The organism is Aquabacterium sp. J223 (assembly GCF_024666615.1).
Taxonomy (GTDB): domain Bacteria; phylum Pseudomonadota; class Gammaproteobacteria; order Burkholderiales; family Burkholderiaceae_C; genus J223.
Window position 1 is genome coordinate 446328 of the sequence record NZ_CP088297.1, and the last position, 15888, is coordinate 462215.

Below are 15888 nucleotides of genomic sequence, written 5' to 3' on the forward strand. Positions count from 1 at the left end.
CCTGTGGCCCGCCTGGCGGCCGAACGGGACCGAACGCAATGAGTCGCAGCACCGCGGGTGTCGAAGACCGCATCCTGGCCAAGCAGGTCGACCTGGCCGAGATTCCCATCATCGACTTCGCGCCCTTCCGCCAGGGCGGCGAGGCGGGCCGGCGGGCGGTGGCCGAGGCCATCGCCGAGGCCTGCACGCGCATCGGCTTCTTCTACCTCGTCGGCCACGGGGTGCCCGAGCCGCTGCTCGGCCGCACCTTCGAGCAGGCGCGCGCCTTCTTCGAGCGGCCGGAGGCCGAGCGCCGCCGCTCGGCGGCCACGCTGCAGTGGTACCGGGGCTGGATCCCCGCGCCGAAGCAGGTCGGGCCGCTGGACCGCAACAGCCGGCTCTTCGAGCAGTACCGCATCCAGGCCGACTTCCCCGACCTCGCCGACCCCGATCCGGTGTTCCACCGGCCCAACCGGTGGCCCGACGACATGCCGGCCTTCCGCGAGGCCTGCCAGGCCTACTACGGCGCGATGCTCGGCCTGTCGCGCGACCTGCTGCATGCGTTCGCGATCGGCCTCGGGCTGCCGGAGGACCGCTTCGACGGGCACTTCGCGCTGCCCATCTGCCAGCTGAGCCTGCTGCACTACAGCCCGATCCCGGACGGTGCCGACATCGAGGTGTCGAACACCGTCTCGCACACCGACGAAGGGCCGCTGACCATCCTGGCGCAGGACTCGATCGGCGGGCTGGAGGTCAAGCGCCGCGACGGCACCTGGATCTCGGCGCCGCCGGTGCCCGGGGCCTACACCATCAACATCGGCGACATGATGATGTGGTGGTCCAACGGCCGCTTCGTGTCGAACTACCACCGGGTGCGCAACAAGGCGGGCGTGGACCGTTACTCGATCCCCTTCTTCCTCAACCCGGACCAGGACACCGTGGTCGCGCCGCTGCCGGAGCTGATCGCGCGGGACGGCGGCGTGGCGCGTTACGAGCCGGTGCACGTGGGCACCCACCTCAAGCGCTTCTACGCCCGGCTGGAGAAGTCGCCGGGGGGACTTCCTGTGAACGCTGCGGGCGCTCGCATCGGCGCCGACATTGGCGGCACCTTCACCGACGTGGTGCTGGAGACGGCCGCCGGCCGGCGCCATTCGACCAAGGTGCTGACCACGCACGACGCGCCCGAACGCGCGCTGCTGCAGGGCGTGGCCACGCTGCTGCACGAGGCGCGACTGCAGCCGGCGGACGTCGGCCTGCTGGTGCACGGCACGACCCTGGCGACCAATGCGCTGATCGAACGCCGCGGCGCCAGGACCGGGCTGCTGACCACCGACGGCTTTCGCGACGTGCTGGAGATGGGCACCGAGAGCCGCTTCGACCAGTACGACCTGTCGATGGAGAAACCCGCCCCGCTGGTGCCGCGCCGGCTGCGCCTGCCGGTGCGCGAGCGCATGGCCGCCGATGGCCAGGTGCTGCTGCCGCTGGACGAAGCGGCCGTGCGCGCCGCGGCCGAGGCCTTCCGCGCCGACGGCGTGCGCAGCGTGGCGGTGGCCTTCCTGCACAGCTATGCCAACCCGGCGCACGAGCAGCGCGCCGGCGCGCTGCTGCGCGAGGCGCTGCCCGACGTGAGCGTCTCGCTGTCGTGCGAGGTGTCGCCGGAGATGCGCGAGTACGAGCGCTTCTCCACCACCGCGGCCAATGCCTACGTGCAGCCCATCGTCGCCAGCTACCTGGGCCGGCTGGAGGCGCAGTTGCGCACGCAGGGCTTCGCCTGCCCGCTGTTCCTCATGCTGTCGTCCGGCGGCCTGACCACGGTGGACATCGCGGCGCGTTTCCCGGTGCGCCTGGTCGAGTCCGGCCCGGCGGGCGGCGCGCTGTTCGCCGCCGGCATCGCGGCGCAGCGCGGCATCGACCGCATGCTGGCGCTGGACGTGGGCGGCACCACCGCCAAGATCTGCTACATCGACGACGGCCGGCCGCAGAGCTCGCAGGTGTTCGAGGTGGCGCGGGTGCACCGCTTCCGCAAGGGCAGCGGGCTGCCGCTGCGCATCCCGGTGGTCGAGATGGTGGAGATCGGCGCCGGCGGCGGCTCCATCGCCCACGTCGACGGCGCCGGCCGGCTGACGGTGGGGCCGAAGAGCGCCGGCTCCGAACCCGGCCCCGCCTGTTATGGCCGCGGCGGCACGCAGCCAACGGTGACCGATGCCGACCTGCTGCTCGGTCGCATCGCGCCGGACGCCTTCGCCGGCGGGCGCATGCACCTGGACCTGAAGGCCTGCGAGGACGCGGCCGCCGCGCTGCCCGGCCTGGACGCGCTCGATGCGCGGGTGCGGGCATTGGGCATCGGCGAGATCGTGGACGAGGCGATGGCCAGCGCCGCACGGGTGCATGCGGTGGAGCTGGGCCTGTCGCTCGAGGGCCGCACGCTGGTGGCCTTCGGCGGCTGCGCCCCGCTGCATGCGGCGCGCGTCGCCGAGAAGCTCGGCCTGGCGGAGGTGGTGGTGCCGCCGAGCGCCGGCGTCGGCTCCGCGGTGGGTTTCCTGCGCGCGCCCATCGCCTACGAGATCGCCCGCAGCCTGCACCAGCCGCTGGAGGCGCTGGACGTGGCGGCGGTCAACGCCCTGCTCGACGACATGAGCGCGCAGGCCCACGCCATCGTGCGCGACGGCGATGCGACGGGGCCGAGGACCGAGCGCCGCACGGCCTTCGCCCGCTACCGCGGCCAGGGCCACGAGATCGCGATCGAGGTGCCGTCGCGGGCGCTCGTGGCGGGCGACGGCGCGCAGCTGACCGCCGCCTTCGAGCGGGCCTACCGCGCGCATTACGGCGGGCTCACCGCCCGGCTGCCGATCGAGGTGCTGACCTGGCGGGTGGCGGTGGCCACCGAGCAGCCGCCGCCCGAGCGCTGCGCGCCGCCGGCACCGCGGCCGGCCCCCGAGCCCGCCGGCTGGCGAGAGGTGCTCGACCCCGGCCTCGGCCGGGTCTGCCGCCACGCGCTGTACCGCCGCCCGTCGCTGCAGCCCGGCCACCGGCTGGCCGGGCCGGCGCTCATCGTCGAGGACGAGACGACGACCGTGGTCTCGCCCGCCTTCGACGCCCACATCGACGGCCAGGGCTGCATCGTGATGCGCCGCCGCGCCTAAACGAGATCCTCCGATGACCCCGGACCTGTCGAACGACGCGCTGCAGGACCTTCGCCTGCAGGTCATGTGGACCCGCCTCATCTCGGTGGTGGAGGAAGCGGCGCAGGCGCTGATGCGCACCGCCTTCTCGACCACGGTGCGCGATGCCGGCGACCTGTCGGCGGCGGTGTTCGACACCCGGGGCCGGCTGATCGCCGAGGCGGTGACCGGCACGCCCGGCCATGTCAACTCGATGGCCGAAGGGGTGCGCCACTTCCTGGCGCGCTTTCCGATCGAGACCATGGCCGAGGGCGACCACTACATCACCAACGACCCGTGGCTCACCGCCGGCCACCTGCACGACATCACCGTCGTCAGCCCGGTGGTGGTGGACGGTCGGGTGGTCGGGCTGCTCGGCTGCTGCTGCCACCAGCTGGACATCGGCGGGCTGGGCCAGGGGCCGGACGGCCGCTCCATCTTCGAGGAGGGGCTGCAGATCCCCTTGCTCAGGCTGGCCTCGGGCGGCCGCCTCAACGAGGACCTGATGGCCATCCTGCGGCAGAACGTGCGCACGCCGCTGCAGGTCGAGGGCGACGTGCTGTCCTACATCGCCAGCAACGAGACCGGCGCGCGGCGGCTGAAGGCGATGCTGGCGGAGTTCGGCCTCGACAGCCTGGACGCGCTGGGCGAGTACATCCTGGCCCGCTCGCTGCAGGCCACGCGCGAGCGCATCGCGGCGCTGCCCCGCGGCCAGTGGCGCGGCGAGCTGGTGATCGACGGCTACGACCGGCCGATCACGCTGCGCGCGACGCTGACCGTCGAGGAGGACCGGGTCATCGTCGACTACGCCGGCACCGACGGCGCCGTGCCGCAGGGCATCAACGTGGTGCTCAACTACTGCCGCGCCTACACCGTCTTCGGCCTCAAGTGCGTGATCGCGCCGGAGGTGCCGAACAACCACGGCGCGCTGCTGCCCTTCGTCGTGACCGCGCCCGAGGGCTGCATCCTCAACGCGCAGCGGCCGTCGCCGGTGGCGGCGCGCCATGTCATCGGCCAGATGCTGCCGGACCTGGTGCTGGGATGCCTGGACCAGGCGCTGCCCGGCCGCGTGCCGGCCGAAGGCTCGTCCTGCCTGTGGAGCGTGCAGCTGCGCGGCCGCATGCCGGGCTCGGCCGCGGCCACCTTCGACACCGTGTTCTTCAACAGCGGCGGCGCCGGCGCCCGGCCCGGCCAGGACGGGCTGGACGCCACCGCCTTTCCGAGCGGGGTGCGGGCCATGCCGGTGGAGGTCACCGAGCACGGTGCGCCCATCGTCATCTGGAAGAAGGAACTGCGTCCGGACAGCGGCGGGCCGGGGCGCTTCCGCGGCGGGCTGGGGCAATCGGTCGAGGTGGGCACGCGCGACGGCGCGGCCTTCGAGGTGCTGGCGATGTACGAACGGGTGGCCACGCCGGCCCGCGGCCGCGCCGGCGGCGGCGACGGCGCGGCCGGCGTCGTGCGGTTGCGCTCGGGCCCGTTGCTGCGCGCCAAGGGCCTGCAGACGGTGCCCGCCGGCGACCGGCTGGTGCTGGAGCTGCCCGGTGGCGCGGGCCTCGGCGAGCCCTCGCTGCGGGCGCCCGCCGCGCAGGCGGCCGACCACGAGGCGGGGCTGGCGGGCGCGACGGCAGGCTGATTCCATGCCATCCTTCCCCCCGCGATGACGACGACCGAGCGGCTGCTGATCCGGGGTGCGCTGGTGCTGGCCGACGCGGCCGCCGATCCGCGTCCGGCCGACGTGCTGGTCGAGCACGGCCGGATCGTGGCGGTGCAGGCGCCCGGGCTGCTGCCCGCCGACGGCGCGGTGACGCTGGACGCCACCGACCGTCTGCTCATCCCCGGCCTGGTCAACGGCCACACGCATGCGCACGGCGGCCTGGGCCGCGGCGCGGTGGAGGACGTGGCGCTGGAGGGCTTCCTCGCCGCCTCGCCGGCCATCAACGGCCAGCGCGGGCTGGACGACCTGGGCCTGAGCGCCACGCTCACCGCGGTGGAGCTGCTGCGCAAGGGCTGCACGGCGCTGTTCGACATGCCGACGCAGGTGCCGCTGCCGACGGTCGAGGGCCTGCACGCGGTGGCCGCGGCCTACGACGCGGTGGGCCTCCGCGCGGTGGTGGCCCCCATGCTGGCCGACCGCACGCTCTACCAGGCCTACCCCGAGCTGCTCGCCGCGCTGCCGCCGGAACTGCAGCCGGCCGCGGCGGCCGCGCGCGCCGCCTCGGCCGAGGACTGCCTGTCGGTGGTGGCCGCCGCCGCCCGCGACTGGCCCTTCGACGACGCGCGCGTGCGCCTGGGCATCGGGCCCACCATCCCGCTGAACTGTTCGGACGACTTCCTGCGCGGCTGCGCGGCGCTGTCCGCCGACTGGGGCCTGCCGATGCAGACCCACCTCGGCGAGAGCAAGGCGCAGGCGTTGCATGGCGAGAAGCGCTACGGCAAGAGCCTGGTCGCGCACCTGGCGGACCTCGGCCTGCTCGGCCCGCGGCTGAGCACCGCGCATTCGATCTGGATCGGCGACGACGACATCGACCGGCTCGCCGCCGCCGGCGTTACCGCCATCCACAACCCGTTGAGCAACCTGCGGCTGGGCTCCGGCGTCGCGCCGGTGCGCCGCATGCTCGAACGCGGGCTGCGCGTGGGCCTGGGCAGCGACGGCGCCAACACCTCGGACACGCAGAACCTGTTCGAGGCCGCACGCCTCGCCGCCTTCCTGTCGCGGGTGATGACGCCCGACGAAGCGCGCTGGGTCACCGCGGCCGAGGCGCTGCGCATGGCCACCGAAGGCAGCGCTCACGCCATGGGCTGGGGCGACCGGCTCGGCCGCATCGCCCCTGGCTTCGCCGCCGACCTGGTGCTGCTCGACCTGTCGCAGCCGGTCTACGTGCCGCTGCGCCATGCGCTGCGGCAGATGGTGCATGGCGAGAACGGCGCGGCCGTCGACCGCGTGATCGTCGGCGGCCGGGTGGTGGTCGAAGGCGGCAAGGTGCTCACCGTCGACGAAGGCGCGCTGCGGCGCCGGGCCCAGGAGGCCGCGGACCGGCTGGACGCGCTCAACGCCGAGGGCCGCCACCTGGCGCAGGCGATGCGGCCCTGGGTCAGCGCCTTCTGCTGCGGCGTGGGCCGCACGCCCTTCCACCTGCACGGCGGGCGGCCGCCGGACGGCTGAGCGCCGCGCCTCACGCCGTCGGCTGGCAGCACTGGCAGCGGACGTCGCTCACCCATTGCGGGTCGTGCCACCAGGGCTCGTCGGGCGACAGCGGCGGCGCCGGCTCGGCATGGGCGACGGTGGCGGCGGCGGGCTCGTCGCGGAAGGGCTCGACCAGCTGGCTCAGGCCGTGCGCCACGCCGTTGACCATGACGAGGCGGACCTGCATCGCCGCCCGGATGTCGGCCAGCGGATCGCCCTCGACGCAGACCAGGTCGGCCAGCTGGCCGCGGGCCAGGGTGCCCAGGTCGTGGCCCAGCACCTGGCCGGCGTTGCGGGTGGCGGTGCGCAGCGCGTCGACCGGTCGCATGCCATGGCGCACCATCGCCCGCAGGTTGAGGTGCAGGCTCACGCCGGGCAGCACGATGGGGTAGTCGCTGCCGCAGACGATGGTCGCGCCCGCGTCCTGCTGGGCGAGCAGGGTCGCCACCTGGTGGGCGACCAGCGGCACCGGGCTCGACGGCCCGGCCCGCGCATGCCGCTCCAGCACCGCCCGCTCGGCGGGCGGGAACAGCCGCTGCACGCGGACGTCGTCCAGCACCTCCTCGGGAGCGTCGCCGAGCATCGTTTCCAGTCCGAACAGCGTGGGCGTGCGGAAGCTCCGGCTGGCGCCGGCGATGGCCACCACGTCCTGGTAGCCCCGGCCCATCATGCTGCCGGTGCGCGAGTAGCCGAAGCGGCTGCTGCCGCCCATGTGCTCGTGCCCCGGCGCACCGAAGGCCACCGCCGGGAACAGGTAGTGCGAGGTGATCGGGATGCCGAGCCGCTGGGCCATGCGGGTGGCGCGCCGCTGCAGGTCGGGCGGCAGCCGCACGTAGCACTTGAGCAGGTCGTAGTCCAGCGCGCGCGCCCGCTCGAACTCGCGCACCAGTTGGGTCGCGTCGCGGATCGGGTGCATGCCGTCGTAGAACACCCGCGCGCCCTCCAGCGCCTCGCCGGTGCCGAAGTGGCGGGGTCCGATCCGCCAGCCGGCGTCCACCGACTCCTTGTTCTCCAGCGCCAGGTAGGCGTTGTCGCTCAGGCCGCGGGTGGCCGTGATGCCGTAGGCCAGGAACAGCCGCGGCTCGCGCGCGCCGAGCTGGTTGCCCATCTCGCGGTGGGTGTGCATGTCGATCAGTCCCGGCATCACCGTCAGCGCGCGGGCGTCGATCCAGCGCACACCGCGGCGGTCCGGTCGGTGCGCCTCGATGGCGGCGATGCGGTGGCCGTGGATGACGATGTCCACGTCCTCGCGCAGGGCCTCGGCCAGGCCGTCCCAGAAACGACCGGCGTGCACCACGGTCACGCCCGACGGCCGCGCCATCCGCCACTGCAGCCCGAACGGCAGGTCCTGCGGGACGCCGGCACCCTGCTCGTCCAGCCGACGCAGGCGCAGCCGCGCATGGCACAGGGTCAGCAGCGAGCGGCCGTCGGCGCTGAGGCTGATCGCGTCGGCGCTGTCGTCGGCCAGCGGCTGGGGCGGTCCGGCCAGGCGGCCGTCGGGGTCGATCGGCGACCGCCACAGGCTGCCGCCCAGGGTGTAGATGAACCACCGCCCGTCGGGCGTCCACAGCGGCCCGTTGACGTTGCGCACGTCCAGCGACTGGCCCTCGCGCACCAGCTGGTAGCGCATGCGGCCGCTGGCCAGGTGCACGGTGAGGATGGCCGTGAGCCCTTCGCGGTAGCGGGCGGAGCTGGGCTGCGCCGCCGCCAGCGCCAGCGTCTGGCCGTCGGGGGACCAGCTCGGCCGGCCGGACCACACCGTCTGGCGGGCCAGGCGGCGCAGGGCCCCGGTGTGCGCGTCGACCAGGCACAGCCAGCCGTCCTCGCTGGCGCAGACGATGCTGCCGCCGTCCGGGGACCAGGCCGCCTGCTTCAGCGGCTGGTCGGCCTGGGTGAGCTGGCGAGCGGCGCCGCCGTCGAGGTCGTGCAGCCACAGCTGCAGCCGCCCGCTGCGGTCGCAGGCATAGACCAGCCGCCGCCCATCCGGCGACCAGGCCGGGCCCAGCTTGGCGCTGTGGTCGTGCGTCAGCTGCTGCGGTTCGGGCCGGCCCACGCGCAGCCGCCACACCTGGCCGAGCGCGGTGAACGCCACCTGACGGGCGTCGGGCGACAGCACCGGGAACGAGATGCCCTTCACCGGTCGCGGCGCGGTGCTGTCGAAATCGCGCCGCCGGTGGGCGCGCGGGCGCCGCGCCGTCACCCGCACCTCGGCGCGGAACGGCACGCCACCGACGATGCCGCCCGCCGGCCCGAGGCGGCGGCGCCGGATGTCGCCGTCCGCGGTGTAGAGCAGCTCGTCGTCGCCGAGCCAGGCGGCCGGTGTGGGGAACACGTCCTCCGGGTCGGCGCTGACCGGCTGGCCGTCGACCACCAGCCGGCTGGCCACGGGGTTGCGCCCCGTGCCCTCGAACAGCCGCCAGCTCAAGCGCCCCGAGGGCGACCAGGCGGGCGCCGAGGCGCCGGGCCCGGCGAAGACCACCCGCGGCAGCGCCTCGGGGTCGCGAAGGTCGAGCGTCAGGATGCGGCCACCGCTGGAGAAGGCGAGACGGCGCCCGTCGGCCGACCAGGCCGGCTCGCCGTCCTGCGCCCCGGTGTCGACCAGGCGCCGGATGCCGCCCCGCTCGAGGTCGAGCGCGTACAGCGCATAGCGGCCGCCCTCGTCGCTGGCGAAGGCGATCTCCCGCCCGTCGGGCGACCAGGCCGGTTCGCGACAGTCGGCCAGGCCCCGGGTGAGCTGCGCCAGGCCGCGGCCGTCGGCCCCGATGCGCCAGATCTGGAAGCTGCCGTCGCGGTAGGACTGGAAGGCGATGTGGCGGCCGTCGGGCGACCAGCAGGGCCGGGCGATGTCGTCGAGGTCGCCCGTCAGCCGCCGGGCCTCGCCGCCGAGGGCCGGCACGGTCCACAACACGCCTTGCAGGTCCATGGCCAGCATGCGCCGGTCGGGCGACAGGGCGATGGCGAGGTTGGTGCCCTGCGTCAGCTCGACCGGGGTGTCGCCCCAGACCGGCAGCGTGTCGGTGCCGTCGTCGGTCGGCCGCGGCGACGCGGTGGCCGGCGGCGCCCACGGGCTGGCCGCGGCGGCCGCGGCCAGCGACATGAAGCTGCGGCGGCGCAGACCGACGCCGGTCTGGCAATGGGCACAGTACGGCAGCACGACGGGCCTTCGGCAACAGGACGCGCCATGCTAGGCAGCACGGCGGCGGGCGGTGTCGCCGTTTGCGCAGGCCGTGCCGCCGCCGGCGGCAACACCCGCCGCCGGATCAGTCGACGTCCTCGCTCTCGCGCACCTTGGTCTGGCGCTGCGCGTGCGCGGCCAGCTCGTCCATCGGCAGGGAGCGCCGCTCGTCGAGGCGCCGCGCCAGCTGCTCGCCGAAGCGGGCCGCGGGCAGCGGCAGGGTGCGGCCCTTGAGCTGGCCGAGCACCAGCGGGCCGTAGGCGCCGTCGGCCTCTTCGAGCGCGCGCACGCACAGGCCGGGGTCCTGGCGCCACAGGGCCGCGCCGATGTCGACCTGGAAGCTGATGATGTCGGTGCCCCGGACCATGTCGACCAGCAGGTCGAAGGCGTTGGATTCGATCACCGGCTTGGGCTGCAGCGAGCCGCCGGCCAGCACCTGGTCGATGAGCTGCCGGCCGGCATGGTCGGCATTGGGCAGCGCCAGGTCGTACATCAGGCAGTCGCGCAGCCGCAGGCGCGGCTTGGTGGCCAGCGGGTGGTCGTGCGCCATCACCGCCACCAGCCCCTGGCCGATCGACATGAGCGGCTGCAGCTCGGCGGCGTGCGGTGGCCGGAACACCAGGATGAGGTCGGCCTCGTAGGCCAGCAGCTGGCGCATGGCGGTGGCATGGTCGCAGACGTCGACCGTCATCTTGACCAGCGGGTGCTGGGCGCGGAAGGCACGCATCTCCTCGAGCAGGAAGCTGCGCGCGACGGCCTGGCTCACCGCGATGCGGATCTCGCCGCGGCGCAGCCCGGACAGGGCTTCGATCTGCGAGTAGACGCGGCGCAGCTCGGCGTTGTGGTTCTTGATCCAGGCGATGAAGATCTCGCCGGCCGCGGTCAGCTGGACGCCGGACGAGGTCCGCTCGAACAGCGCCGCGCCGAGGTCGGACTCCACGTCCTGGATGCGACGCAGCAGCGCCGACGGCGTCAGGTGCAGGCGCTCCGCCGCCTGGCGCACCGAACCCACACGCGCCACCTCTTCCAGGTAGCGCCACACACGCATGTTCCTCAAGGCCATCGATGCTCCCACGCACGAAAGTCAACACGGGCAAGCGAATTCAGCACCCCACATGTGCATGGACATCCTCTAAGGTGCCTTCGCAATGGGCATCGGGCGGCGTTCGCGACTTGGGGCAAACCCCGAGCAAGTCGGGTGCCAAAGCGTCCGGGCCGCGGAACACTTTGATCAATCCAAGGGGCGTGCAGCATGGATCTGGGCTTGAAGGGGCGCGTGGTCGTCGTGACGGGACCGACCAAGGGGCTGGGCCCGGCCATCGCGATGGCGTTCGCGAAGGAGGGCTGCCGGCTGGTCCTGGCCAGCCGCGACGTGGACGCCATCGAGGCCATGGCGATGAAGACCGAGGGCCAGGGCGGCATGGCGCTGCCCGTCCGCTGCGACGTGACGAGTCCGACCGAGACCGAGCGCATGGCGGAGCTGGCGGTCCAGCAGCTGGGCCAGATCGACGCGCTGATCAACGTGGCCAGCGACACCGGACCGATCGGCGACGCGACCTGGAACACCTCGCCCGAGGAGTTCGAGCACACCATGCAGGTGAACCTGCTGGGCTGCTTCAACACCATGCGGGCGGTGCTGCCCCGCATGATCGCCCGCCGCTACGGGAAGATCGTCAACGTCGGCGGCAGCTACGGCATGCGCGGCCGCGCGGGGCGCATGGCGTATTCGGCCTCGAAGTGGGGGCTGCGCGGCGTCACCAAGTCGGCGGCGCTGGAGGCCGGGCCCTACAACATCAACGTCAACTTCGTCGCGCCGGGCATGGTCGACGACGAGCGCTTCCGCAGCAAGTGGATCCCCGAGGCCATGAGCCGCTTCGGCCTCGACGAGCAGCAGGCCGAGGAGCGGCATGCGCAGGAGTACGCGCTGCGCCGCATCACCGCCGACGCCGACGTCGCCAACGCCTGCCTGTTCCTGAGCTCCGACGTCTCGCGGCAGATCACCGGCGTCGACCTGCCGGTGGACGGGGGCTGGGCGTCGTTGTGAGCCCCGCTCGGCCGCCCGGAGGGGTTCGCCCCCGCTTGGCGGGGAGGCGCGAAGCGCCAGGGGTGCGCCTGTGAGCCTGGCCGCGATGCCGGCGCAGGGCCACGTCGACGTGGCCGAGGTGCATGGCCGGCCCGGCGTGCACGCGACGGGCCCGGCACGCCTGCACTGGCGCGACGGCCGCCTGTCGCGCATCGAGCCGCTGCCGTCGCTGCCGCCCGCGGCGGCCGACCTCATCGCCTTGCCCGGCCTGGCCAACGCGCACGACCACGGCCGCGGGCTGAAGACGCTGGCCTTCGGCGCGCGCGATCAGACGCTGGAGACCTGGCTGGCCGAACTGGCGCTGGAGCCGCAGGTCGATCCGTACCTGCGCGCGGCCGTCGCCTTCGCGCGCATGGCCGAAGGCGGCATCGTCGCCGCCAACCACTGCCACAACACCCAGGACGGACGGGCGCTGCTGCGCGAGGCCGAGGGCGTCGCACGCGCCGCGCGCGACGTCGGCCTGCGCATCGCCTTCGCGGTGCCCTTCGCCGGCCGCAACGGCGTGGTCTACGGCGACCTCCAGCCGGTGCTCGACCGGCTGCCGCCGCACGACCATGCGCGGCTGCTGCAGCTGCGCCGGCCGTCGCGCACGCTGCAGGAGAACCTCGACCTGGTGGAGCGCATCGCCGAGCTCGAGGGGCCGACCTTCCAGGTGCAGTACGGTCCGGTCGGCCCGCAGTGGGTGGACGACGAGACGCTGGCCGCCATCGCGCGCGCCAGTGCCGACACCGGCCGCCGGGTCCACATGCACCTGTTCGAGACCCGCCGGCAACGCGACTGGGCGCGGGCGCAGCACCCGCAGGGGCTGCTGCGGCACCTCGACGCGCTGGGCCTGCTGTCGCCGCGGCTGACCGTGGCCCACGCCGTCTGGCTGGACGACGACGACTGCGCGCTGCTGTCCGAGCGGGGGGTCAGCCTCAGCGCCAACGTGTCGTCGAACCTGCGCCTGCGCTCGGGACAGCCGCCGTGGGGCTGTTATGCGCACCATCGGCTGCGCTTCGGCCTCGGCCTCGACGGCATGTCGCTCGACGACGACGACGACCTGCTGCGCGAGCTGCGCCTGGCCTGGCACCAGGCCTGCACGCATGGCGGCGAGGCCTTCACGCCGTCCCGGCTGTTCGACGCCGCCTGCGCCGACGGCCGCCGCACCGTCACCGGCGACGACGGCGGCGGTCGCCTGGAGGCCGGCGCGCCGGCGGACCTGCTCGTGCTCGACACCGGCCGCATCGTGCGGGACCGGCTGTCGCCGCAGCGGCCGACACGGCTGGAGCTGGTGCTGGCCCGCGCCACGCGGCAGGACGTGCGGACGGTGGTCGTCGCCGGGCGCACCGTCGTGCAGGACGGCGCCTGCACCGGCGTCGACCGGCCGGCGCTGGAGGACGCGCTGCGCGACCAGGCCCGACAGGCCCTCGAACGACACCCGCCCGACGCCGCCGCCATCGACCGGCTGCGCGTCGCCCTGAGACAGCACCACGGCTGCTGAAGCGACCGCCTTCCTGCCGACACCCGTTCACCCATGACCACCGCTGAACAGAACCACCTGATGACCCGCGTCGGCCCCGGCACGCCGGCCGGCGCGCTGCTGCGCCGCTACTGGCAGCCGATCGCGCTGGCCGAGGAGCTCGACGGGCCGCGGCCGGTGAAGCCGGTGCAGCTGATGGGCCAGCACTTCGTGCTGTTCCGCGACGCCCAGGGCCGCCTGGGCCTGCTCGACCGCGACTGCCCGCACCGCGGCGCCGACCTGGCCTTCGGCCGGCTGGAGGACGGCGGCCTGCGCTGCACCTTCCACGGCTGGCTGTTCGACGTCGAGGGCCGCTGCCTGCAGACCCCCGCCGAGCCCGAGGGCAGCCGCATGCACCGCGCCATCCGCCAGGCCGCCTACCCGGTGGTGCAGCGCGCAGGGGTGGTCTTCGCCTACGTCGGGCCCGGCGCACCGCCGGCCTTCCCCGACTTCGACTGCTTCGTCGCGCCCGACAGCCACACCTTCGCCTTCAAGGGCCTGTTCGAGTGCAACTGGCTGCAGGCGCTGGAGGTGGGCATCGACCCGGCGCACGCGTCCTTCCTGCACCGCTTCTTCGAGGACGAGGACACGTCGCAGAGCTACGGCAAGCAGTTCCGCGGCGCGTCGGCCGATTCGCAGATGCCGATCACGCAGGTGCTGCGCGAGTTCGTGCGGCCGCGCATCCAGGTGGCGCCGGTGGACCATGGCCTGCGGCTGACCGCGCTGCGCGACCTGCCCGACGGCAGCACGCACGTGCGGGTGACCAACGTGGTGTTCCCGCAGGCCTTCGTCATCCCGATGAGCGCGGAGATGACGATCTCGCAGTGGCATGTGCCGGTGGACGACACGCACTGCTACTGGGTGGCCATCTTCACCAGCTTCACCGGTCCGGTGGACAAGGCGCAGATGCGGGCGCAGCGGCTCAAGCTCTACGAGCTGCCGCACTACACGTCGCGTCTGAACAAGCGCAACGACTACGGCTACGACGCCGTGCAACAGCACCGCCAGACCTACACCGGCATGGGCGACGACATCAACGTGCACGACCAGTGGGCGGTGGAGTCGCAGGGTGCCATCCAGGACCGCACGCGCGAGCACCTGGGCAGCACCGACATCGGCATCGTGGCCTACCGCCGGCTGCTGGTGAAGGCGATCGAGCAGGCGCGGGGCGACGCGCCGCTGCCGATGCGACCCGACGCCGCGCAGGCGGCGCACTTCAGCGGCCCGCCGTCGATCGACGGCATCGCCGGGCCGCAGGTGGAGCCGGAGCGCTACTGGCAGCAGGCCGACCGCGAGCGCCGCGTCGGCAGCGACTGGGCGCGTGCACGGCTGGACGGCGGGGCCGGCGCATGACCGCCTTCGTCGACCGCCACGGCCTGTGGTCCGACGACCAGGCCCGGCAGGCGCAGGCGGTGCTGCAGGTGATCGAGTCGGGCGAGCTGGACGTGGTGCGCTTCGCCTGGCCGGACCAGCACGGCCTGCTGCGCGGCAAGACGCTGGTCGCCGACGAGGCCCGCAGCGCGCTGCGCAACGGCGTGCGGTTGACCTCCACCCTGCTGGGCAAGGACACCTCGCACAAGACGGTGTTCCCGGTCTTCACCCGCGGCGGCGGCTTCGGCCTCGGCGCGCTGCAGGGCGGCGCGGACTTCACCATCGTGCCGGACCCGTCGACCTTCCGCCGCCTGCCCTGGGCGCCGCGCACCGGCTGGCTGCTGTGCGACGCCTACCTGGCGGACGGCCAGGTGTGCCCCTTCGCGACGCGGCCCATCCTGCAACACGCGCTGACCGCACTGGCCGGACTGGGCTTCGACTTCGTCGCCGGGCTGGAGGTCGAGTTCCACGTCTTCAAGCTGGACGACCCGAAGCTCGGCCTGGCGGATGCCGGCCAGCCGGGCGAACCGCCCCGGGTGAGCCTGCTGTCGCAGGGCTTCCAGTACCTGACGGAGCTGCGCTACGACCGGGTCGACTCGGTGATGGAGCTGCTGCGGTCGCAGCTCCTGGCGCTGGGGCTGCCGCTGCGAACGCTGGAGGTGGAGTTTGGCCCCAGCCAGTTCGAGCTGACCTTCGGGCCGACCGTGGGCACGGAGCCGGCCGACACCATGGTGCTGCTGCGAAGCGCCATCAAGCAGGTGTGCCAGCGCGCCGGCCTGCATGCCACCTTCATGTGCCGTCCGCGCATGCCGCAGGTCATGTCCAGCGGCTGGCACCTGCACCAGTCGTTGCGCCGCCGCGGCGACGGACGCAACGCCTTCATGCCGCAGGACGCCGGCCGGCCGTTGAGCGAGACCGGCCTGCATTACCTCGCCGGCCTCAAGCAGCATGCGCGGGGCGCCGCGGTCCTGGCGTGTCCCACCATCAACGGCTACCGGCGCTACCGGCCGATGTCGCTGGCACCCGACCGGGCGGCCTGGGCGCACGACAACCGCGGCGCGATGCTGCGGGTGATCGGCGGGGCGGACGACCCCGGCAGCCGCATCGAGAACCGCGTCGGCGAGCCGGCGGCCAACCCCTACCTCTACCTCGCGTCGCAGGTGCTGTCGGGCCTCGACGGCCTGCAGCGTCGGCTCGACCCCGGTCCGTCGGCCGACGCGCCGTACGAGACGCCGGCGGAGCCGCTGCCGCGTTCGCTGCCCGAGGCGCTGGACTGCCTGCGCGAGGACGCGTGGCTGTGCGAGCGACTGGGCCCCGGCTTCGTCGACTACTACTGCCGGCTGAAACAGGCCGAGACCGATCGCTTCAACCTCGAAGTGAGCGAGTGGGAGCAGCGGGAGTACTTCGACCTGTTCTGACCCGCGGCGGCCGCAT

At 73.8% G+C, this 15888-nt stretch carries 9 protein-coding genes; 7 read left to right on the plus strand and 2 right to left on the minus strand.

Annotated features, from left to right (window positions below):
* The first annotated feature begins 38 nt into the window (after positions 1 to 38).
* Genes LRS07_RS02140 through LRS07_RS02150 form a run of 3 tightly spaced genes read left to right on the plus strand, consistent with a single transcriptional unit; the run spans position 39 to position 6303 of the window.
* The gene (locus tag LRS07_RS02140) at positions 39 to 3122 is read left to right on the plus strand and encodes a hydantoinase/oxoprolinase family protein (RefSeq protein WP_260500386.1); all 3084 of its coding nucleotides are present in this window, start codon (positions 39 to 41) and stop codon (positions 3120 to 3122) included.
* Positions 3123 to 3135: 13 nt separating this feature from the next.
* The gene (locus LRS07_RS02145; RefSeq protein WP_260500387.1) at positions 3136 to 4773 is read left to right on the plus strand and encodes a hydantoinase B/oxoprolinase family protein; all 1638 of its coding nucleotides are present in this window, start codon (positions 3136 to 3138) and stop codon (positions 4771 to 4773) included.
* Positions 4774 to 4797: 24 nt separating this feature from the next.
* On the plus strand, positions 4798 to 6303 hold the full coding sequence (locus LRS07_RS02150) for an amidohydrolase family protein (RefSeq protein WP_260500388.1): 1506 nt from the start codon (positions 4798 to 4800) through the stop codon (positions 6301 to 6303).
* A 10-nt stretch (positions 6304 to 6313) separates the two neighbouring features.
* Here the strand turns inward: LRS07_RS02150 and LRS07_RS02155 are convergent, their stop codons facing one another.
* Complete coding sequence (locus tag LRS07_RS02155) at positions 6314 to 9478, minus strand: amidohydrolase family protein (RefSeq protein WP_260500389.1); 3165 nt, start codon at positions 9476 to 9478, stop codon at positions 6314 to 6316.
* Positions 9479 to 9584: 106 nt separating this feature from the next.
* Positions 9585 to 10562, minus strand: coding sequence for a LysR family transcriptional regulator (locus LRS07_RS02160; RefSeq protein WP_260500390.1), 978 nt, complete (start codon positions 10560 to 10562; stop codon positions 9585 to 9587).
* 189 nt (positions 10563 to 10751) lie between these two features.
* Between LRS07_RS02160 and LRS07_RS02165 the strand changes: the two genes are divergently transcribed.
* The 4 genes from LRS07_RS02165 (at position 10752) to LRS07_RS02180 (ending at position 15872) form a co-directional block, all read left to right on the plus strand.
* Positions 10752 to 11543 (plus strand): SDR family NAD(P)-dependent oxidoreductase, encoded by a 792-nt coding sequence (locus LRS07_RS02165; protein ID WP_260500391.1) that lies wholly within the window; start codon positions 10752 to 10754, stop codon positions 11541 to 11543.
* 70 nt (positions 11544 to 11613) lie between these two features.
* The gene (locus tag LRS07_RS02170) at positions 11614 to 13065 is read left to right on the plus strand and encodes an amidohydrolase family protein (protein WP_260500392.1); all 1452 of its coding nucleotides are present in this window, start codon (positions 11614 to 11616) and stop codon (positions 13063 to 13065) included.
* 33 nt (positions 13066 to 13098) lie between these two features.
* Positions 13099 to 14436, plus strand: coding sequence for an aromatic ring-hydroxylating dioxygenase subunit alpha (locus LRS07_RS02175; protein ID WP_260500393.1), 1338 nt, complete (start codon positions 13099 to 13101; stop codon positions 14434 to 14436).
* Positions 14433 to 15872 (plus strand): glutamine synthetase family protein, encoded by a 1440-nt coding sequence (locus LRS07_RS02180; protein WP_260500394.1) that lies wholly within the window; start codon positions 14433 to 14435, stop codon positions 15870 to 15872. The genes LRS07_RS02175 and LRS07_RS02180 overlap by 4 nt, the downstream gene beginning before the upstream one ends.
* Positions 15873 to 15888 lie beyond the last annotated feature (16 nt).

Bases quoted from the DNA above. Each gene is read 5' to 3' on its own strand.
- LRS07_RS02140 (WP_260500386.1), top strand. From the start codon at position 39: ATGAGTCGCAGCACCGCGGGTGTCGAAGACCGCATCCTGGCCAAGCAG.
- LRS07_RS02145 (WP_260500387.1), top strand. From the start codon at position 3,136: ATGACCCCGGACCTGTCGAACGACGCGCTGCAGGACCTTCGCCTGCAG.
- LRS07_RS02150 (WP_260500388.1), top strand. From the start codon at position 4,798: ATGACGACGACCGAGCGGCTGCTGATCCGGGGTGCGCTGGTGCTGGCC.
- LRS07_RS02160 (WP_260500390.1), bottom strand. From the start codon at position 10,562: ATGGCCTTGAGGAACATGCGTGTGTGGCGCTACCTGGAAGAGGTGGCG.
- LRS07_RS02165 (WP_260500391.1), top strand. From the start codon at position 10,752: ATGGATCTGGGCTTGAAGGGGCGCGTGGTCGTCGTGACGGGACCGACC.
- LRS07_RS02175 (WP_260500393.1), top strand. From the start codon at position 13,099: ATGACCACCGCTGAACAGAACCACCTGATGACCCGCGTCGGCCCCGGC.
- LRS07_RS02180 (WP_260500394.1), top strand. From the start codon at position 14,433: ATGACCGCCTTCGTCGACCGCCACGGCCTGTGGTCCGACGACCAGGCC.